This window comes from Oscillospiraceae bacterium (genome assembly GCA_031265355.1).
Taxonomy (GTDB): domain Bacteria; phylum Bacillota; class Clostridia; order Oscillospirales; family UBA929; genus JAIRTA01.
Genome location: JAISCT010000003.1, coordinates 1 through 20,208, shown reverse-complemented (window position 1 = coordinate 20,208; position 20,208 = coordinate 1). Strand labels below are relative to the sequence as shown.

The following is a 20,208-nucleotide window of genomic DNA, read 5'->3' as shown; positions in this document are numbered from 1 at the left end:
GGCTAATAACCGAAGTATTCTTTGGTATTGTTGTAAGAGACGTTCTGCACCAGTTTGCCCAGCCGCTCCAGGTCGCCTGGGTACTCGCCGTCCTCCGCCCATTTGCCCAGCAGCTCGCAGAGGATGCGGCGAAAATATTCGTGCCGGGGGTAGGCTAGAAAACTGCGGGAGTCGGTGACCATACCCAGGAAGTTATCCAGAGGGGCCAGGGAGGCCATGGTGGTTATCTGGTTTACCATGCTCTGTTTCGTGTCGTTAAACCACCAGGCCGAGCCCTGCTGAACCTTGCCCCGCACCCCCTCGGACTGGAAACCGCCGGCGATGGTGGAAAGCATAGCGTCGTCGTTGGGGGAGAGGGAGAAGAGCACGGTCTTGGGCAGGCGGCCTCTGCTGTTCAACTCGTCCAGCAGAACGGGCAGACCTGCCACTGAAATGACAGGGGCAATGGCGTCGTACCCCGTGTCGGCGCCCATCACTCCGAATTGGGCCGTGTTGATGTTGCGTGCGGCGCCATAGTGGATCTCCATAACCCAGCCGCGCTTGCCGTACTCCTCGCCCAAGAAGAGCATACAGGCATACTGGAAGGCGGCGGCCTCTCGAAGGGTGACTGCCTCGCCCTTTAAACCCTTGGCGAGGATGGTGTTCAGCGCGGCCTCGGTGGCAGGCTCGCACGCCAAAAACTCGAGGCCGTGGTCGGAGGCGGAGCAGCCATGGGCGTCGAAGTGATCCATCCGGGCGCGGACGGCAGCGCGGAGGGAGTCCATATCGCTCACGCCGTCCAGTTTGGCGATGTACTCGGCAAAACCCGCCTTGTGGATGTTTATCAGTCTGTCAGGCCGCCAAGCGGGCTTGACGGCGACGGGAAAAGTGGGATCTGCGGCCAGTTTCTTGTGCCATTCCAGCGTGTCTAAGGGATCGTCGGTGGTTGCGAGGCCCGCCACGCGGGAGCGGCGGAGGATCTCACGGACCGAGAGTCCGCCGCGCAGCTTTTCATTGCAGAGGGCCCAGATCTCAGGAGCACTGTCCTCGTTTAGGGGCGTGTTGCAGTCGAAGTACCGCCCTAGCTCCAGGTGGGCCCAATGGTAGACCGGATTGCCGGGGATCTTCGGCATGCAGCGGGCAAAAGCCAGAAATTTCTCGTAGTCGCTGCCGTCGCCGGTGATGAAACGCTCCGGCTCGCCGCAGGCGCGCAGAATGCGCCACTTGTAGTGGTCGCCATAAAAATTACCACCCAGCCAGACCTGGGCGATGTTGTCGTATACCCGGTCCTCGTAGATCTCCTGAGGGGGGACATGACAGTGATAGTCGATGATGGGCATTTTAGCGGCGTAGTCGTGGTAAAGCACGCGGGCCGTCTCTGTCGTCAAAAGAAAATCCTCGTTCATAAACGCTTTCATAGTTCTACCTGCCTTCATTATTGTTCCAAATTCGACTGCAGCCACTCGCGCTGAGGGTCCATGTAGCTGTCAAGATTGGTCTTGATGATGATGCGCGTATCCACGTGGAGCCGGGGTCGGAGGGGCGTCCACCCCTCCAGGACGTGCCGCACCAGCAGCCGGGCGGCCTGAAGACTTTGGCGGTAAGGGTCCTGATAGAGCAGCGCGCTGCACCAGCCATTCCGGAGAGCGGCGGCGGTCCGTTCGGTCAGGTCATACCCCACCACCTGAATATCGCGGCGGTTCAGGGCCTTGATGGCCTGGACCGCTCCGATGGTGCAGGAGTAGCCGGTACAAAACACGCCGTTGATGTCACTCACCCGGGCTATCAAATCTGTCAGGCTCTTGGCGGCCAAGTCTGGGTCGCTGAGGCACTCGGAGCAGGGGTAAATGTGTATGCCCGGGGCCTCCAACTGGGCATATTCGCAAAAGCCGCCGAATCGCTCAATAAAAGGGGTGGCCTGGCTAAAATTGCCAAGTACCGTGACGTTCCCTTTGCCATGGAGGAGCGTGCTGAGCAACTCACCCCCCATCAAACCGGACCGGTGGGAATTGTTGCCCACGTAGAACAGACGCTGACTGTCGGGGGCGTCGGTATTAAAGGTGACGACCGGGGTGCCGGCCGCCGCGAGGCGGTCAATCTCAGACACATTGACGCTGCCGATTGCGTTGATGGCCAGCCCGTCGTAATCGGCGGGGTTGATCTGGGCAAGGCGGGCGCGGGCGATCTTCGGGTCCTGGGTTCTGTATCGGATCTTTTCTACGGCGACGCCGTAATCCTGCAGTTCCTCCCGGGCCTTATCAAAGCCCCGGTCAATGTCCCTGTAGAAGTCCATCGGTTCCTCGGGGTAGGCCACGCCGATGCGGATGGTTTTTTTCCGGCCCAGGGCGCTGGCCAACTTGTTGGGACGGTACCCCAGCGTCTCGGCGACTTGGAGCACCCGAGCCTTGCTCTCCTCGCTTACGCCGCCCCTGTTGTTCAGCGCCCGGTCCACGGTGCCGATGGAGGTATTTGCTTTTTCGGCTATCATTTTCAAGGTAACACGCGCCATAACATCAAACTCCTGACAGTTTTGATACACCGATTCTGAGCGGGGCTCTCTTGTACTATAGCAGAAAGTATTTCGAATGTACAGAGAATGTACAGAAAAGTTTCGTGTGCATTAACGTTTTTGCACGCCAGAATTTCAGGATTATTTTTATAAATAGTTAATAAAAAATAAAAACTGACAAAAATTTTATGGACAATATATTGACTAAAGAATGAAGAGGCCTTATAATCAATGTGATTGTACCGTTAACGTACACGAAAACACACGGTGTGGTTTTGAGAGAGGTGAGGGCAATGGCCGAGGAGCTCTTTCGCATGGAGGGCATCTGCAAGTCCTTCCCCGGCGTCAAGGCGTTGGACAATGTGTCCTTTTCCGTAAATAAGGGGGAGGTTCACGGGCTGGTGGGGGAAAATGGCGCCGGAAAGTCCACGCTGATGAAGATCATGACCGGCGTCTACCGTGCCGACGCGGGTGAGATATACATCGAGGGAGAAAAGGTCAACATCGACTCAGTCGCGAAAGCCCACGAGCTCGGGATTAGCATTATTTTCCAAGAAATGACCCTCTGCCGTCACATGACGGTGGCCGATAACATCTTCATCGGACGCCCCGCCAAAAGGGGTCCCCTGATCGACGACCGGCAGATGCACAAAAATGCGAAGAAGATTCTGGAGGATCTGGGCATTCATATCAACACCTACACGATGGTGAGTAAGCTCTCGGTGGCCCAGCAGCAGATGGTGGAGATCGCCAAGGCTATCTCCTACAATGCCCGCATTTTGGTTCTCGACGAGCCCTCCGCCACTTTGACCGAGCGGGAGATCCAGCAGCTCTTCGGCATCATCCGCAATCTCCAGAAGAAGGGAGTCGGCATGGTCTACATCTCCCACCGCATGGAGGAGCTCAATCAGATCTGTGAGCGGGCCAGCGTCATCCGTGACGGCCAGTACATCGGCACCAGCAATCTTGCGGAGATTACCATGGAGCAGCTTGTGAACATGATCGTGGGACGCTCTCTGGAGGACAAGTACCCCAAGTATAAGCGCAAGCTCGGCGATGTGGCGCTGGAGGTCAGAAATCTCAAGGCCTTCAATCGCCTGCCTCTGAACGTGGATCGTTTCTATGTGCGCAAGGGCGAGATCCTGGGCATCTCGGGGTTGGTCGGCGCGGGTCGCACCGAGATCATGCGCTGTGTCTTCGGCGCCGACAAGGTACAGACCATGGAGGTCGAGATCGATGGCAAGCCAGTAAAAATCGGCTCTGTCATTCAGGCCATTGACCACGGTCTCGCCTATGTCACCGAGGACCGGAAGTATGACGGTTTGGCGCTGGGCCTGGATGTGGAATACAACACAAACATGGCCCACCTGCGGCAGCTTACCAAATTCGGTTTCGTCAACGACAAAGAGGGGGCGCGAAACGCCGAGAAATATCGGGAGATGCTGCGCACCAAGACCCCTTCCATCCGCCAGTTGACCCACAACCTGTCCGGCGGCAACCAGCAAAAGATCGTCCTCTCCAAATGGCTGTGCAACAACGCTAAAATTTTGATCGTCGACGAACCCACCCGCGGCATCGACGTGGGCGCCAAGTTCGAGATCTATCAGCTCTTTAACCGGCTCAGCGATCAGGGCGTCGCCATCGTCATGATCTCTTCGGAGTTGCCTGAGATTTTAGGCATGAGCGACCGCGTGCTTGTGATCCACGAGGGGAGCATCAACGGCGAGCTGGAGACCCAAAAGACGTCTCAGGAGGAGCTTTTGTACCTCGCCGCCGGTTACAATAAATTGGAGGCCAAGGAGGCCCCCGTGATTTCTTCGAGGAGCGTGAGTTAGATGCGAAAAATAGAGAAGAAGGAAAGCAACAATGCATTCTCCGGGTTCTATGGGAACCTTGGCGTAGCGACCAAACGTGCCATATCGTCCATGTTTCTGCTGATCGCCCTGTTTGTCCTGTTCGCTTTCTTAAGGCCCGGTGTGTTTCTTTCGACCAACAACATTCAGAATCTGCTGCAGCAGATCGTCACCTACGCCATCATCGGCTGCGGCCTGACCTTCTGTCTGGTCTGCGGAGGCAACGACTTGTCAGCCGGCGCGTCCATGGCGCTGTCCGGCATCATCGTGGTGTCCCTGCTGGTGCGCGGGTGGCCCATGTGGCTGTGCATTGTCCTGTGCCTGATCATGGGTGTCCTCACCGGCATCATGAACGGCTACTTTATCGAGATTTTAGGCGTCATCCCCTTCGTCGCCACCCTCGGCACCCAGTGGGTGTACCGCGGCCTTGCAAACGGTCTGGTCGACGGCGCCCCGGTCTATACCGTGGATATCCCGGGCGAGGCTGTCGGTGCTGTGGGCGGCACGCAGTGGTGGTTCTATCAGCTCGGCGGCGGACGCTTCCCCGGCGGCCTTCCGTACAGCGTCATCATCATGCTGGTCTACGCGCTGATTCTGGGTGTTGTGCTGGCCAAGACCCGTATCGGCCGTCAGATTTACGCCTGCGGCTCCAACCTCGAGGCGGCCAAGCTCTCCGGCATCAACGCTGTGGGCACCCGTATGTTCGCTTACTGCATGTCCGGTTTTTCCGCCGCCATCTGCGGCATCTTGGTGGCCTCCCGTATGTCCTCCGCCCAGCCTATGGCCGGCAACGGCTACGAGATGGAAGCCATTGCGGCCGCCGTTCTGGGCGGCATCGCCATCACCGGCGGCGAGGGCAACATCCTCAATACCATCATCGGCGCCCTTATGATGGGCGTGATCCGCAATGGCCTGAATCTGATAGGCGTCAACTCTTACTGGCAGCAGGTCATCATTGGCATGATTCTGGTCATCGCCGTCGCCCAGCAGATGCGCCGCCACCGCAGGAGCGGCTCTGTGACGCCTTCCCCTCTGCGGGTACTCTATACGCGTTTCTTCACGTCCCAAGCCAAGGCTGGTTAGTTGACCGGTACCCACCGGAAACTATAAAATTATATAGGGGGAAAATCAAAATGAAAAAACTGACCGCGCTTGTCCTCGCCCTTGCCATGATGTGTGCTCTGGTCGCTTGCGCCACAGGCGACGTCCCCAGCACGTCTCCCGCCGGTTCCGGCACTTCCACCACAGGCGATTCGTCCGCCGCAAACGATCCGCCCGCGCCCAACACGCCGCCCGCCGCTGAGAAGAAGACCATCTATATTCTGGTGAAGGTGCTGGGTAACCAGTATTGGTCCATAGTTGAGGCCGGCGCCCGCAAGGCCGGCGAGGATCTGGGCTGTAATGTGGTCATCATCGGCACCGCCGCCGAGTCCGAGGTTGAGAAACAGGTCGCCCTGCTGCAGGACGCCGTCTCCGCCAAAGCTGACGGCATCGTCATCGCGCCTCTGGACCGCAAGGCCATGGCCGCGCCCGTCTCCGAGCAGTTCAAGGCCGGTATCCCCATCATCCTCATCGATTCCTCCGTTGACACCGAGGACTACAGCGCCGCCTATCTCACTGACAACATCGCCGCCGGCAGGCTGGCCGCCGAGGCAATGCTCACGAAACTGAGAGCCATTGGCACGCCCGAGGACAAAGAAGGCGTCATCGCCGTCACCGTCGGCTCCACCGGTTCTCAGGCCATCATCGACCGCGACGATGGTTTCAAGGAGTACTGGGATGCCAACGCCCCCGCCGCCTGGAAGGTCCTGTGGGACGAGATCAAGGTCAACGACGGCGACGCCCAGAAGGCCCTCACCTTCGGCCAGGACTTCATCACCTCGTATCCCAACCTGATCGGTTTCTTTGCCCCCAACAACGGCTCCACCGTCGGCTTCGTTAAGGCGCTTGAGGAGTCGGGCCGCACGGACATCACCATGGTCGGCTTTGACTTCTCCGCCGAGATGGAGGCCATTGTCCGCAACGCCGATTACAACGTCGCCACCGTTTTGCAGCGCCAATATTACATGGGCTACGACGGCATCAAGAAAGCCCTGGAGATCGCCAACGGCGGCACCGTGACAGAGAAGGTCGTCGACACCGGCGTTATGGTCGTCGACAACGCCAATGTGGACTCCGCCGAGGTCCAGAACGTCGTAAACGGCGGCTAAAGCAAACCCTACACATGTGTTGTGCTGCCGCCCTTCGCCCTTGGGCGGAGGGCGGCGGTTTGTGAGAGTTACAGAGCGGGCAGCCCCGCGGTTAAGGAGAGAGTTATGGACTTGAATTTGAGAGACAAGAAAGATTGCAAATACGACCTCATCTCTCTGGGCGAAGTCATGCTGCGCCTGGACCCCGGTGAGGGGCGTATCCGCACCGCCCGCCGTTTCACCGCCTGGGAGGGCGGCGGCGAGTATAACGTCGCCCGCGGCCTGAAGAAGTGTTTCGGCATGGACACCGCCGTCGTCACAGCCCTGGCGGAGAATGACGTCGGCTACCTCATCGAGGACTTCATTCAGCAGGGCGGCGTGGGCACGGAGTTTATCCGGTGGGTTCCCTTTGACGGCATCGGCCGCAAGGCGCGCAACGGTATCAACTTCACCGAGCGCGGCTATGGCGTGCGGGGCGCGCTGGGCATCTCGGACCGCGCCTATACCGCCGCCAGCCAGATGAAACCCGGCGACGTCGACTGGGACCGCATCTTCGGCGCACTGGGCGCCCGCTGGCTCCACACCGGCGGCATCTATGCCGCGCTGTCCGAGACCACCGCCCAAGTGGTCGTCGAGGCGGTCAAGGCGGCCAAGAAGTACGGAACCGCCGTCAGCTATGACCTCAACTATCGTCCCTCTCTCTGGCGGGAGATCGGCGGCAAGGCCAAGGCGCAGGAAGTCAACAAAGAAATCGCCCAGTACATCGATGTGATGATTGGCAACGAAGAGGACTTTACCGCCTGCCTCGGCTTTGAAATCGAGGGCGGCGACCTGAAGAAACTCTCTATCGACGGCTACAAGGCCATGATCGACCAGGCTGCCAGGGCCTACCCCAACTTCAAGGTCATCGCCACCACCCTGCGAGAGGTCAAGACCGCCACGGTCAACGACTGGTCCGCCATCGCCTGGTCAGACGGCGTGGTGCACAAGGCGGACGACTATCCCGCCCTGGAGATTCTGGACCGGGTGGGCGGGGGCGACAGCTTTGCCTCGGGCCTTATCTACGGCCTGATGACCACCGGTTCTGCCGCCGCTGCCGTGGGCTATGGCGCGGCCCACGGCGCGCTCGCCATGACCACCCCCGGGGACACCTCTATGGCCCGTAAGAGCGAGGTGGAGGCCCTGATGAAGGGCGCCGGCGCTCGGGTCCAGCGGTAACGGCCCGATCTCTGAATCTCTAGAAAATTTGTCGTCCCCGAAAGGAGAGCGGCGCCCCGTTTGCCGAGCAAGAAATGGGCGCCTCTCATCGTAGTGCCCTAATACACTAAAATACTGGCAGACAGGCGCGACATATGGTATAATTAGGCGGACAGCCATTTTGTGTGAAAGGAGGTCGATTCCTCTGGAGATGTACACGGAGTTTCCGATGAGGGAGTCGGCCCGGGACCGCGCTTACCGCATCTTGAAAAAAGCCATCATCATGCTGGAACTGGAGCCGGGGACGATGGTCAGCGAAGCCGATCTCGCGGCCAAGATCGGTTTCTCGCGGACGCCGGTGCGCGAGGCGCTGATCGAACTCAGCAAGACGAAGATTGTCGAGGTGTATCCGCAGAAGGGAAGTATGATCTCGAAAATCGACTACAATCTCGTCGAAGAGGCCCGTTTCATGCGCTTGGTTTTGGAGGTCGCCGTGGTGGAGCTCGCCTGTGACGCGGCCAGCGAGGACGACGTCCTCGCGCTGGAAGAGAATCTGGCGAGGCAGAATTTTTGTCTCGCCAACAACAGCGCCGACAAATTGCTGGAACTGGACGATATGTTCCACAAGCGGATCTTCCTGATCGCCAACAAGGCGCAGACGTATTATTTTCTGGAGTCCATGGCCGTGCACTTTGACCGCGTGCGCAAGATGAGCCTCAACACGATCAAAGACATCAAGATCGTGTCGGACCACCAATCCATTCTCGTGGCCGTCAAAGAGAAGGACAAGGCGGCCGCGAAGTTCCATGTGGAGAAGCATCTGTCGCGGTATAAAATCGACGAAGAGCTGATCCGGCAAAAATACCCCACGTATTTTAAGTGATTTGGCCTGCGGTACAGAGAGTAGCGCGGGAGACCGTGTTGGCCGAATTCCGGCGTGAAGACGCCCCGGGCCGCGCCCATCACAAGGCAAAGCGTTCCCCATATTCGCGGGGAGCGCTTTGCCTTGTGACAGCTATAAGCTTGAATGGGTGGTCAACGTGGTTTTTAGGTGACTGCGGATATAGGTTCACTAAATAGTTGAATATTTTTTTGCATGCTTTTGCATGCAACTGAGTGAACAAAAAGTGTCGAAATGATTTATTTTTGACAGATTCAGATCGAAAATGGAAACAAATAGGAAAAACATGGCGAAGAAGTAGGGATAAATTTCAAAAAATCTACAGATAATTACTGTTGACTTATGGGAAGATCTGATATATATTGTAACCGTTCGTCGCGCTCGGCGCTCACCTGCCGTGCCGAGCGCCGAGGCTAAATGTCCATCAAGAGCCGGAGCAAGTTGCCTATGGACAGCCAAAAGCAGTGCCCACTTAAGGGGGGTCCACACGCGTACATGCGGATGGGCAATGGCAACAAGGGAAGAGACATTTAGAAGTGGCCGTAATTCTTAATGAGCTGTGATTTTTGTATATTTGTGCACCACACCCCCAATATGTTGAAATTGAGGTGCCTGTACACGGAGCGTGGTGCGTAAATTCATACCACAACTGCTTTGGTCACCGATATTGCGGCGAAATTGAAAGTGGGTAATCGCACAGCATCCGGGTAGCGCGGTCGGCATCAAGAAAAACAAATCTACTGTATAATAGCTGAGCTTGTTGTACGAGGGAGATGAAAATGAGATGCATAGAAATTGTGAGTATTCTGGAATTCATGAGATTGTGGGAGCAAGGGCTCTCGCAACGAGAGATTGCTACCAGTGTGAACTGTGGCAAATCGACAGTAGGGGATATACAGAAGCGTTGCTGCTAGACAGGGTCTGACATATGCGGAAGTGTCAGGGATGACCAACACGGACATTCGGATGCGGTTATGTCTGGTCACAGTCCCCACAGGCAAAAAAGAAGGTTCAGACCTAATTTTATTGAGAAGCACTACGATCGTTTCTATGGATCAAGCTCCCGATCAAATATTTGAACCGATAAATGCTTTGCTTGCCAAGGCCTTCAGAAGCAACAGAAATTTGAGGAATAAGGAATATAATTTGTCATTGTTATTATTGGAGCTTGGTGAAATGAGAATAGCAATTTGTCAAACAGATATTATTTTTGAAAATAAACAGAGCAACTACCAAAAGGCGCAAGAAGTGATAAAGAAAGCGATATATAACGCTGCTGATCTTATTTTGTTTCCAGAGATGAGTTTTACTGGTTTTTCTATGAATACGGAGAAAACATCGGAACATAATCTATACGAACGTGTCTTGTCGTGGATGGACTCTAAAGAACTTGCGATTGGTTTTGGTTGGGTTAAAAGAAATAGAGATCTGGCTGAAAATCATTATACAGTTTTACATGCGTCCGGAGTCATTTTATCCGATTATGTTAAAATTCATCCGTTTTCGTTTGCAAAAGAGGATCAAAGTTTTGTTGCTGGAGAGAAGCTGTGTTTTTTCCAATTACAAAACTACGTTTTTTCTACTGCAATTTGTTATGACCTGCGATTTCCAGAGCTTTTTCAGATAATGTCAAAAAAAGCTTCTTTTATTATTGTCGCTGCCAATTGGCCGAAGGTAAGAATCGCCCATTGGAATTGTTTGCTGAGAGCTCGAGCAATTGAAAATCAATGTTATATATTGGGCGTGAATTGTATTGGAGAACAAGGGCATGTATGCTATTCAGGAGACAGCGCTGTGATTAATCCGAATGGAGAGACGGTGACTGCACAACAGCATCAGGATGGTGCAATGTTATTTGATCTTTATGATAATGTTGAAGATTATCGATTAAAGTTCCCTTTTAAACAGGATCGCCGAGAGGATTTATATCAACGGTTTAGATGAGTGAAATAGGAAATTTATTTCCTGTAAAATATCTCATAGAAGGAGGAAGCCAATTTGGGAAAGTGTATCGGGGTTGTGGGTGCAGGGGTCATGGGCAGAGGGGTTGCCCAACGGATGATGGAACATGATTATTCTGTATTTCTTGTTGATATTCGAGAAGATATTTTAAAGGACGCGATAAAAAGCATTCAGAGAAATCTTTTGATCCATAATATGTTTAAGGCCAAAAGCAACGTTCAGGAGATGATGGCTAGACTCACAACTTCTACGGATTGTGGTGTATTGGTTAGTGTGGATTATGTTATTGAAAATGTATCAGAAGATGTTGAAGTAAAACGAAAAGTATACCAAGAACTGGAAAGTGTATGCATAGATGAGTGCGTTTATATGGTGAATACATCTTGTATCCCTATTACCTATATTGCGTCCTTTACGAAACGAGCAGATAGAGTTGTTGGGGTTCATTTCATGAATCCAGTTCCGATGATTCATTTTTCTGAGGTGATTCGTAGCGAGTTTACTTCAGAAGAGACAATAGAAAAAATCAATGTATTTCTGCAAAATGTGGGAATTTCTATTGAAGTCGTCAATGATAGTCCAGGCTTTGTTTCAAATCGTTTATCTCATCTTTTTATGAATGAGGCTGCCTTTCTGGTTTATGAAGGTGTTGCGACACCAGTACAAATTGATACAATTTTTAAGCAGGCTTATGGTCATAAGATGGGCCCGTTGCAAACAGCAGATCTAATCGGAATCGATACGGTATTGGATTCGTTAAAAGTCTTGTATGATCAATATGAAGACTCGAAATTTAGAGCTTGCCCTTTGCTGAAGAAGATGGTTTATGCAGGGAAGTTGGGGCAAAAAAGTGGAGTGGGATTTTATGAATATTGAATAGTGTATCAAATAGATTATAAATAGCTATTTTGAAAAGAGGATTGCAAATGGATGATAAGCAAAGGATAAGGGTTTTTTTTAGCAAGTTTATGGATATATCTGACTTGCAGGATGGTGATAATATTTTTGAAAAAGGGCTTTTGAGTTCTCTGTTTGCTATGCAGTTAGTTAGTTTTGTTGAAAATTCATGGGGGATTGGAATTGCGAATGATGAATTGGATCTTGAAAACTTCAAGAGTGTAGATTCAATTATTCAATTAGTACAGTCGAAATTATAAGAATGAGGTTAATTTATGAACAATGAAAACAAAATTAAATGTGTGGTATGGGATCTAGATAATACAATATGGGAAGGAATCCTTAGCGAGGAAGATGTGCAGGTGGTGGATGCGAATATAGTCCATATTATTAAAACTCTGGATAGTCGAGGCATTCTTCAGTCTATTAGCAGTAAGAATACTTATGAACGAGCAAAAGAAAAATTAGTGCAATTTGGAATATGGGAGTATTTCATTTATCCGCAACTCAATTGGGATGCTAAATCTGAGGCAATGACAATAATTGCTCAGAAGATCAACATTGGAATTGATACATTAGCATTTGTGGATGATCAGGAATTTGAATTGCAGGAGGTTGCGTTTACCCATCCGCAGATTTTATGTATACATGTCGACCAGGCTTCAAAGATCTTAGATATGGATCGGATGAATCCGAAATTTATCACTTGTGACTCCCAAAATAGACGTAAAATGTACCAAAACGATATTCAGCGTGATATGATCGAAAAAGATTTTTGTGGAACCAAAGAAGATTTTTTGGCTACATTGAATATGGTGTTGATAATTGGCCTTGCAATGGAGTCTGATTTAGAGCGTATGGAAGAGTTAACTGTTAGGACGCATCAGCTGAATTCGACGGGTTATGTGTATTCTTATAATGAGCTAAAGAGTTTTATGACATCTGATAGTCATGAACTCTTGGTGGCGCAATTGGATGACAAATTCGGTGAATATGGAAAAATTGGATTGGCGCTGATTGAAAGAACTGAGAGGGTTTGGGATCTGAAGTTGCTTTTGATGTCTTGTAGAGTGATGGCAAAAGGAGTTGGGAACGTTCTTCTCAATCTCATCATTAATCGAGCTAGAAAATCAATGGTTGCCTTACATGCGCGGTTTGTACCCACCGAACAAAATCGAGTTATGTATATTACTTACAAATTTAATGGGTTTAAAGAAAAAGAGAGAAATGCAGCCTTTATTACAATGGAAGCGGATTTGTCACAAGAACGACAGATACCGACCTATGTACAGGTGAGGGCATTGCAGAATTGTCTCTTGGCGGAATAAGGTACAGTGATTAAGTATAGTGAAATTTTTTCATAAAATACCTATGTAGTCATATTTAGGAGTGCAAAGTGAGTGTATCTTGCGTTGTAGAACGAGTAATAGGGTGGATATTTATGGATTTTACTTTGACGAAAGAACAGAAAGAATATCGACAGGGAATTATTGATTTCGCGCGTATGACTCTTAATAAAAATGAATCCTTAGAGAAATTTAGTTTAGAGATGTGGGAGGAATTGTCCAATTTTGGCTTTTTAGGAATTACGGTATCGGAAAAATATGGAGGTTTGGAAGAAAGTTATTTGACAGCAGGGATTGCTTTGGAAGCGTTGGGATACGCATGTAAGAACAATGGATTTGTTTTTGCTGTGAATAATCATATTTGGGTTTCGCAAAATATTATTTATTTATATGGTTCGGAGCAATTAAGAGATAAATACCTATCTTCGATGGTGAGTGGAAGAAAGATTGGAGCTATTGCCATAACGGAGGCAGAATCTGGTTCTGATGCTTTGAGTATGGTAACGCGAGCGGAAAAAGACGGCGAAGATTATATTGTTAATGGTACAAAAATGTTTATTTCAAATGGACCAATTGCTGACATCTTTGTTGTTTTTGCTGTTACACAATGGGAACCTGTGAAAAAGATGACGGCATTTGTAATTGAAAAAGACTTCGAAGGTGTTAAGGTTGGAGAAGATATAAAAAAAATGGGTTTGAATGCTTGTCCGACTAGTGAAATTCTTTTTGAGAATGTAAGAGTTCCTGAGGCAAATATTATAGGTACGTGCCATAGTGGCTCCAAAATCTTAACGCAAGCTATTGAATGGGAACGCTATTATGAATTTGTTCCGCACGTTGGTGCGATGCAACGCATTATGGAACTTTGTTTAGAACAAGTGAAGAAAAGGAAACAATTCGGAAAATCAATTAAAGAATTCCAAGCTGTATCACACAAAATTGCACAAATGGAAACCAGTATTGAATTGGTCAAACTTATGTTGTATAAAATAGGATGGCTGAAAGATCAGAATCGCTCTGCATATTTAGAGACTTCAATATTCAAATTATTTGTAAGTGAAGCATATATCCAAACATGTAGGGATGCGTTGCAGATTTTTGGCGCTTATGGATATACGCAGGAATATGATATCGAAAGAGAATTTAGGGATGCAATTGCTTGTAGTATCTATTCTGGCACCAATGAGATGCAGAAGAATACAATTTTTGAGATGGTAGATATCCGATATGGATAATTAGACTTAGACAGAAAAAGTGTGAGTTTTGTGGACAAAATCATAGATTCAATCTTTGGTGGGTTTGCGCTTTACATTCCTTTTGAGCGGCAGAAATCGTAACTCCGTTTAATAATTTGCAGTTCTTTGCTGTCTCGACAAATTTATGAGGGAAGGAGATCATGTGATGTAAATGATGTTCTGTTTTTCATCACATGTAATATTATGCGAATTGTTGTTTGTATTAAACCAGTTCGAAGCGAGTTTGTTTATCCAAACGAGGAACGCCAAGATCAATTCGTGATGAACCCATATGATTTGTATACTTTAGAGCGTTGTATCCAGCTGAAACGCGATTGTGAATGTGAAGTTATTAGTTTATGTATGGGTTCACAGGGGTCAAAATCTATTTTGATCAAAACAATAGCTTTAGGTGTGGACCAGGCGATATTGTTAAATGATATTGCTTTTAGTGGGTCAGATACGGTGGCCACAAGTTATGTTTTGTGGGGAGCCTTGAAAAAAATTGGATATACTGACATAATTGCATTTGGTGAGAAGGCATTGGATGGAGAGACCGGACAAGTCGTATATGGTTTAAGTGAACGTATGAATTATAGGTGTGTGACACAAATTGAAGACATAGTAGATTTAGATGATGACACAATAATAGTCAAGCAAAATACAAAGAGAGAAATAGTCAAGATGCGGTTGAAGTTGCCAGTTGCTGTAGCCTTTTGTGATTTCAGATTGACTCAACCGCAGATCAGCCTGTTGGCTATGAAGCGTGCGCGGAAAAAGGAAATTTCAATATGGAATGCCGCAGATTTGTATGTGGATGTCCAACAATGTGGTCTGTCTGGGTCCAAAACGAAAGTATTGGAGGTAAAAAATGAATTAATTAAAAAGAAAAATGTAGAATTAGTAGGCTCAGTGGAGAGTAAGGCAACATTTCTATTTCACGTGTTGCGAGGAGGAAATCCTTCTAAAGAGAGGTATGGAGTAAGTGTATGAGTGATAAAAAGATATTGGTGGTAGCCGACACCAATGAGTTTGTTAGTGAACATATTTTGCAGATTCTATCGAAAGCGAGATCCCTCGCGGAACATTACCGAAGCAAAGTAGCGGCTCTGTGTGTAGGGACGTATCGACAGGAGCGTCTTGAGACTTTACTGTATTATGGTGCGCATTATGTTTTTCTCTTCGAGTGTAATCGGTCACCTTCCATGGGAGGGGTTTGTGATATTTTGGCATCGGTTATTCGACAACATGAACCGGCTGTAGTTTTATTTCCGGCAACAGATTGGGGAAAAGCAGTCGCGGCAAAGCTTTCCGTACGATTGGACGTTGGTTTGACGGCAGATTGTATTGATGTGACATTGGAAGATGATTTCTCTTTTTATCGCACCGCGATGAATCAAACGATGTTGGCAAAAATTCGATATATTAACTGTAATATTCGGATGGGAACAATTAAAAAAGATGTATTTGTCAAAAAAACGTGGGAATATGGAACAACAGGGAAAATTGAGACTTTTCCAACCCTACTAAGTAACGATGATTTGGATCATTCGTTTTTGGAAATTTTGGAGTGTGTTCAAATTCCGCAAAAGATAGGAATGGATTTGGAAAAAGTTTCGATTGCTTTTTGTGTTGGCCGAGGAGTTAAAAAAAAGGAGACATGTGACCGTATTTCTCAGCTTGCGATGCGTTGTGGTGCTGGCATCATTGGAACGCGGGCGGCTGTTGAAATGGGTTTGATAGAAAAAGAACGCCAAATTGGTCAGTCTGGAAACAGCATTGCTCCTAAAATATATTTAGGATTTGGCGTTTCAGGCGCAAGTCAGCATATTGTTGGCATCAAAAATGCAGATTTGATTATTGCAGTGAATACAGATAAAAAAGCTACTATATTTGATTATGCCGATTATCAAATTATCGAAGATCTGGAAGATGTTATAGCGGAAATGGAAAAACAACTCTTGCTTGTAAAAAGGGAGAGAAGTATTGTAGTCTAACGTTCGATTCTGTGGAGGACAGTAGGCGGGTTTTTTAAGCGAACAAATTTTCTGAAAGGGGTGGAGAGAATTGTCTGTTCGACAATTTAATATAAAAGACAGCATAGTATCATCGTTGGTGGACTTGAGTCAAAGTAGTAAAGGGGTTACGATTCTTAAATCCGATGCAAGAATATATATTTCTTACAAAATGCTTTGGAATAGAGCATTGTTGACAGGAAAGCAATTATTAGCACGAGGTGCCCGGAGAGGTTCCGAAGTCCTACTTTGTTGTTCTGATACTGAGCGATATATGTATGGGTTTTGGGCTTGTGCGATCCATGGATTTATAGCGATCCCTGTTAGTGCTGAAAACAATGAATATAGAAATAAGATGGTGGAACAAATCCTTGAAAAATTGGACCATCCGTATCTATTGTACGGAGCTTCTATAGAAAATTTTTTTTCTATAGAAGAAAATGACCGAGGAGTGAATCTTTCTCAGATTGATTATGTAAATGCACCGGATTTTTCGATAACAGATGTCGTTATTCCCAAAGGGGACGATCTTGTATATGTACAATTTTCCTCCGGTTCAACCGGTATTCCACGGGGAGCGGCCATTACAAATTCCAATCTGATGGCTAACATCCATGCCATGGTTAAACATTATGAACTAGATCAGCGAGATACAATATTATCGTGGCAACCATTAACACATTGTTATGGTTTGGTGGTATACCATTTGATGTCGATCGTTGTGGGTATTGATCAATACTTGATTCCTACGTCGGCTTATATGCAAAACCCTTTGTTGTGGATGAACATGGTGCAAGAGTACAGGATTACACGCATTGGTACAATCCCATTTGCGCTCAAACATTTTATCAATTTTTATTTAAAGGCCAATGTACCGATTCAGTGGGATTTGTCCTGTGTTAAATCCATGTTATTAGGGGGAGAGCAAGTTGGTTCGGATCTTGTTGAGCAATTTTTGGAGTTGCTTCAGAAACAGCATCTGTCAAAGTCGGCTTTTTTACCAGCCTATGGTTTGGCAGAAGCGACCGTTATGGTAGCTTCTGGCGAATATCAGTCGTCTGTTTATTGTTATCGGATATCGAACTCAGAGATTGAAATAGGGGCGGTCGTCGATTGCGAAGTATCGAAACTTTCAAATGAAGTCACTTTTTTAGAGATGGGCACGCCGATTTGTTCGGTAGAAATCGTTATTTTAGATGATGAGGGAAATCTGCTACCAGAAAAGACATTTGGTTATATTGCTTTGCAAGGACCATCCGTTGCAAGAGAATATTATAAAGATTCGAAAGAAACACGTAATGTATTGATCAAAGATCGGTGGTGGTTTACTGGAGACATTGGTTTTATGATCCATGGAAAGTTGGTTGTTGTTGGACGAGAAAAAGAACTGGTAATTAGCAATGGGAAAAAATATTCCTGTATTCAGGTTGAAAATATACTAAGACAGGCGATGGATACAGATTTATGGAAGCAGGTTGTTGTTACAAATGGATTTCAAATAGGAAAGAAAGCGGAGGGAATCATCGCTTTTGTGGCGACTGATTTGGATATGCACAAAGCAGTCAATGTTGAGGCGTTTATTACTTTGATACAAAAGGCCAAGCAATTGGCCTTTGAGAGGGTAGGCGTAATTTTGGATGATGTTATTCCGATTTTGGAGCTACCAAAAACGGGAAGTGGAAAAATTAGGAGAATAGAACTTACGTATTTGTATAATAAAGGGGAGTATACTATTATGGCCAATCAGATCGCAAGTTATTTGATGCAAAAACAACAAAAGTCAGAGATGTGGAAAAAAGATAGAATTCTGGACACTATTGTAGAGACATTGTATAATCTGTTTGGAATCCAGGTAAGTGATTTTAACCTTACCTTTCAAGAATATGGGATTATTTCCGTTAATATACCACTTCTACTTCGTTCGCTGAGTGAGGTGTTTTCTGTGGATATTCAAGTGTCTGATATCTTTAATCATCCAACACCAGATCAACTGGCCAGTTTGATTGCTTCTTCACTTTCAACGAAAATGCCCGAACAGAGAGAGAAGCAAAAAGAGAATTCAGAGAATTCAAAAGCTCAGGGTGATAATAAAATTGCAATTATTGGGATGAGTTGCCGTTTCCCAGGTGGGGCGAACGATATCGATCAATTCTGGGAAATGTTAGTGAATGGTGTAGACGGCGTTATAGAAATTCCTGAAACACGATGGGACGTAGATCGATATTATGCTGGGGATGAAACGGTGCCTGGTAAGATGTATTGTCGGAAGTCGGGATTTTTGAAGTTGCCGATTGATGAATTTGATGCGAAGTTTTTTAATATATCACCTAGAGAAGCGGCGGCTACAGATCCACAACAGCGTTTGTTGCTGGAACTTACTTGGGAAGCGTTTGAAAATGCGTGTTTGGATATTACAAAATTCAATGGTAGTGATACAGGCGTATATCTTGGTATTTCTTCCAATGAGTATACGCAAGCCCACCTCAGTTCTGGGGATCTGACGCAAATCGATGCCTACTCACTTACGGGGACAAGTTTTAGCGTCGCATGTGGTAGGTTATCATATACTTTTGGTTTTGAAGGGCCTAGTTTTGCGGTTGATACGGCATGTTCATCCGCTTTAACGGCGTTGCATCTTGCGTGTAATGCGATACAGATGGACGAAACTGAATTGGCTGTGGTGGCTGGGGTCAATTTATTGTTGTCCCCAGCTAATAGTATAGGTTTTACAAAATTACGCGCGACATCGCCGGATGGACACAGCAAGGCATTTGACGCGAGCGCTAATGGCTATGGAAGAGGAGAAGGCGGAGGCGTCGTACTTTTGAAAAAGCTTTCCAAAGCCATTATGGACAAGGATGTCATTTACGGGGTAATTTGCGGTACTGGAATTAATCAGGACGGGCATAGTAATGGCTTGACGGCTCCCAACGGAAATTCCCAGGCTAATTTAATTCGAAGAACCTTAAAGAGAGCCCATTTACAGCCAAGCGATGTGGATTATATGGAAATGCATGGGACAGGGACAAAACTAGGAGATCCTATAGAAGTTAGTGCTGTTGCGGAAACCTATGGTAAGGGTAGGACGATGGATAATCCGTTGAGAATTGGTTCAGTAAAATCCAATATCGGCCACTTAGAACCGGCCTCTGGAATTGCTTCCTTAATTAAAGTCTTGCTTTCCATGAAATATGCTTTGGTGCCAGCCAATCTGTATTTTCAGACACCAAATCCGCTGATAGACTGGGATCATATTCCGCTTCGCGTGGTTGACAAACATATTGAATGGAAAAAGGAAGATGGCGTCAGAAGAGCTGCGATCAGTGGTTTTGGATTTGGCGGTTCTAATGCCCACATTATTGTAGAAGAATATAAAGAGCAGCGCATGCAGGAAACATCTCGGCTGGGAAAAAGAGAAGGGTTTCCCTATATCTTGAAAATCTCAGCAAAGAGTGAGAAGGCATTACGTAACTATGTTCTTAAATTTATTCAGTGTATTGATGCACATGAAGAGGATGATTTAGCGGACATACTCTATAGTGCGAACAGAGGCAGAACGGATTTTAATTATCGATTGGTTGCAATTGGAGAATCCAAAGAAGAGTTGCTTTACCGTCTGAAATCATTTTTTGCAGGCACAGAGTCGGAAGGTATTGAATGCAATGCTGGACGAAAAACTTTTTTACAAAAAAGCAAAAAACTGGTATTTATGTTCACTGGACAAGGATCTCAATATGTTAATATGGGGAAAACGCTCTTTGCTACCAATGAAGTATTTCGAGAATCGATGTACTTATGTGATAAGCTTTGGAGGCCTTATATCTTAAAATCGATCATTGATTTGCTTTATAGAGAAAATGCCAATAGCGATATGGTTGAGAAGACGATGTATGCCCAGCCACTGATTTTTGCTATTGAATATGCCCTTTGTAAAATGTGGGAGAGCCTTGGTGTAGTTCCGGATATAGTAATGGGCCATAGTATCGGAGAGTATCCGGCTGCTGTCATAGCAGGCATCATGAGCTTGGAAGAAGCTGTAAAGCTTGTGTCAATTCGAGGACGGCTTATGGATGAAGCACCTGGGATGGGTGCTATGGGAACGGTGTTTACGGACGAAGTTACATT

The 20,208-nt window shown here is 47.6% G+C and carries 15 protein-coding genes; 13 read left to right on the top strand and 2 right to left on the bottom strand.

Translation table 11 applies throughout. The features are described from left to right. Nucleotides 1–2 precede the first annotated feature (2 nt). A complete protein-coding gene (uxaC, locus tag LBK75_00485; protein MDR1156774.1) occupies nucleotides 3–1,397 on the bottom strand; it encodes a glucuronate isomerase in 1,395 nt (464 codons plus the stop codon). Between the two features lie 17 nt (nucleotides 1,398–1,414). Next, the gene (locus LBK75_00480) at nucleotides 1,415–2,488 is read right to left on the bottom strand and encodes a LacI family DNA-binding transcriptional regulator (GenBank protein MDR1156773.1); all 1,074 of its coding nucleotides are present in this window, start codon (nucleotides 2,486–2,488) and stop codon (nucleotides 1,415–1,417) included. Nucleotides 2,489–2,781: 293 nt separating this feature from the next. On the opposite strand from LBK75_00480, the gene LBK75_00475 reads away from it, so the two are divergent. From LBK75_00475 to LBK75_00415, 13 genes are all read left to right on the top strand, one after another. Further along, nucleotides 2,782–4,323: a sugar ABC transporter ATP-binding protein gene (locus LBK75_00475; GenBank protein ID MDR1156772.1), complete on the top strand. Its 1,542-nt coding sequence runs from the start codon at nucleotides 2,782–2,784 to the stop codon at nucleotides 4,321–4,323. Beyond that, complete coding sequence (locus LBK75_00470; protein MDR1156771.1) at nucleotides 4,324–5,424, top strand: ABC transporter permease; 1,101 nt, start codon at nucleotides 4,324–4,326, stop codon at nucleotides 5,422–5,424. It abuts the gene before it with no gap. A 50-nt stretch (nucleotides 5,425–5,474) separates the two neighbouring features. After that, complete coding sequence (locus tag LBK75_00465; GenBank protein MDR1156770.1) at nucleotides 5,475–6,551, top strand: ABC transporter substrate-binding protein; 1,077 nt, start codon at nucleotides 5,475–5,477, stop codon at nucleotides 6,549–6,551. Nucleotides 6,552–6,656: 105 nt separating this feature from the next. Further along, nucleotides 6,657–7,748 carry a sugar kinase gene (locus tag LBK75_00460; protein ID MDR1156769.1) on the top strand — a complete coding sequence of 364 codons (1,092 nt, stop codon included), beginning with the start codon at nucleotides 6,657–6,659 and terminating at the stop codon, nucleotides 7,746–7,748. A gap of 160 nt (nucleotides 7,749–7,908) precedes the next feature. Then, nucleotides 7,909–8,610 carry a GntR family transcriptional regulator gene (locus tag LBK75_00455; GenBank protein MDR1156768.1) on the top strand — a complete coding sequence of 234 codons (702 nt, stop codon included), beginning with the start codon at nucleotides 7,909–7,911 and terminating at the stop codon, nucleotides 8,608–8,610. 963 nt (nucleotides 8,611–9,573) lie between these two features. Beyond that, a complete protein-coding gene (locus tag LBK75_00450; protein MDR1156767.1) occupies nucleotides 9,574–10,572 on the top strand; it encodes a carbon-nitrogen family hydrolase in 999 nt (332 codons plus the stop codon). Nucleotides 10,573–10,626: 54 nt separating this feature from the next. Continuing rightward, nucleotides 10,627–11,466 (top strand): 3-hydroxyacyl-CoA dehydrogenase family protein, encoded by an 840-nt coding sequence (locus LBK75_00445; GenBank protein ID MDR1156766.1) that lies wholly within the window; start codon nucleotides 10,627–10,629, stop codon nucleotides 11,464–11,466. Between the two features lie 50 nt (nucleotides 11,467–11,516). Beyond that, nucleotides 11,517–11,747: an acyl carrier protein gene (locus LBK75_00440; GenBank protein ID MDR1156765.1), complete on the top strand. Its 231-nt coding sequence runs from the start codon at nucleotides 11,517–11,519 to the stop codon at nucleotides 11,745–11,747. Nucleotides 11,748–11,762: 15 nt separating this feature from the next. Beyond that, entirely contained in the window at nucleotides 11,763–12,815 is a 1,053-nt protein-coding gene (locus LBK75_00435; protein ID MDR1156764.1) for an HAD-IIIC family phosphatase, read from the top strand. Between the two features lie 113 nt (nucleotides 12,816–12,928). Continuing rightward, entirely contained in the window at nucleotides 12,929–14,068 is a 1,140-nt protein-coding gene (locus LBK75_00430; GenBank protein ID MDR1156763.1) for an acyl-CoA dehydrogenase family protein, read from the top strand. Nucleotides 14,069–14,272: 204 nt separating this feature from the next. After that, nucleotides 14,273–15,061, top strand: a complete 789-nt coding sequence (locus LBK75_00425) for an electron transfer flavoprotein subunit beta/FixA family protein (protein MDR1156762.1) — start codon at nucleotides 14,273–14,275, stop codon at nucleotides 15,059–15,061. After that, nucleotides 15,058–16,065 carry an electron transfer flavoprotein subunit alpha/FixB family protein gene (locus tag LBK75_00420; protein MDR1156761.1) on the top strand — a complete coding sequence of 336 codons (1,008 nt, stop codon included), beginning with the start codon at nucleotides 15,058–15,060 and terminating at the stop codon, nucleotides 16,063–16,065. Before LBK75_00425 ends, LBK75_00420 begins: the two co-directional genes overlap by 4 nt. A gap of 70 nt (nucleotides 16,066–16,135) precedes the next feature. Next, on the top strand, nucleotides 16,136–20,208 hold a 4,073-nt coding region (locus tag LBK75_00415; GenBank protein MDR1156760.1), incomplete at its 3' end, for an AMP-binding protein.

Excerpts from the sequence above, each read along its gene's own strand:
- uxaC (MDR1156774.1), bottom strand. The coding sequence starts at position 1,397 with ATGAAAGCGTTTATGAACGAGGATTTTCTTTTGACGACAGAGACGGCC.
- LBK75_00480 (MDR1156773.1), bottom strand. The coding sequence starts at position 2,488 with ATGGCGCGTGTTACCTTGAAAATGATAGCCGAAAAAGCAAATACCTCC.
- LBK75_00475 (MDR1156772.1), top strand. The coding sequence starts at position 2,782 with ATGGCCGAGGAGCTCTTTCGCATGGAGGGCATCTGCAAGTCCTTCCCC.
- LBK75_00470 (MDR1156771.1), top strand. The coding sequence starts at position 4,324 with ATGCGAAAAATAGAGAAGAAGGAAAGCAACAATGCATTCTCCGGGTTC.
- LBK75_00465 (MDR1156770.1), top strand. The coding sequence starts at position 5,475 with ATGAAAAAACTGACCGCGCTTGTCCTCGCCCTTGCCATGATGTGTGCT.
- LBK75_00460 (MDR1156769.1), top strand. The coding sequence starts at position 6,657 with ATGGACTTGAATTTGAGAGACAAGAAAGATTGCAAATACGACCTCATC.
- LBK75_00450 (MDR1156767.1), top strand. The coding sequence starts at position 9,574 with ATGACCAACACGGACATTCGGATGCGGTTATGTCTGGTCACAGTCCCC.
- LBK75_00440 (MDR1156765.1), top strand. The coding sequence starts at position 11,517 with ATGGATGATAAGCAAAGGATAAGGGTTTTTTTTAGCAAGTTTATGGAT.
- LBK75_00435 (MDR1156764.1), top strand. The coding sequence starts at position 11,763 with ATGAACAATGAAAACAAAATTAAATGTGTGGTATGGGATCTAGATAAT.
- LBK75_00430 (MDR1156763.1), top strand. The coding sequence starts at position 12,929 with ATGGATTTTACTTTGACGAAAGAACAGAAAGAATATCGACAGGGAATT.
- LBK75_00425 (MDR1156762.1), top strand. The coding sequence starts at position 14,273 with ATGCGAATTGTTGTTTGTATTAAACCAGTTCGAAGCGAGTTTGTTTAT.
- LBK75_00420 (MDR1156761.1), top strand. The coding sequence starts at position 15,058 with ATGAGTGATAAAAAGATATTGGTGGTAGCCGACACCAATGAGTTTGTT.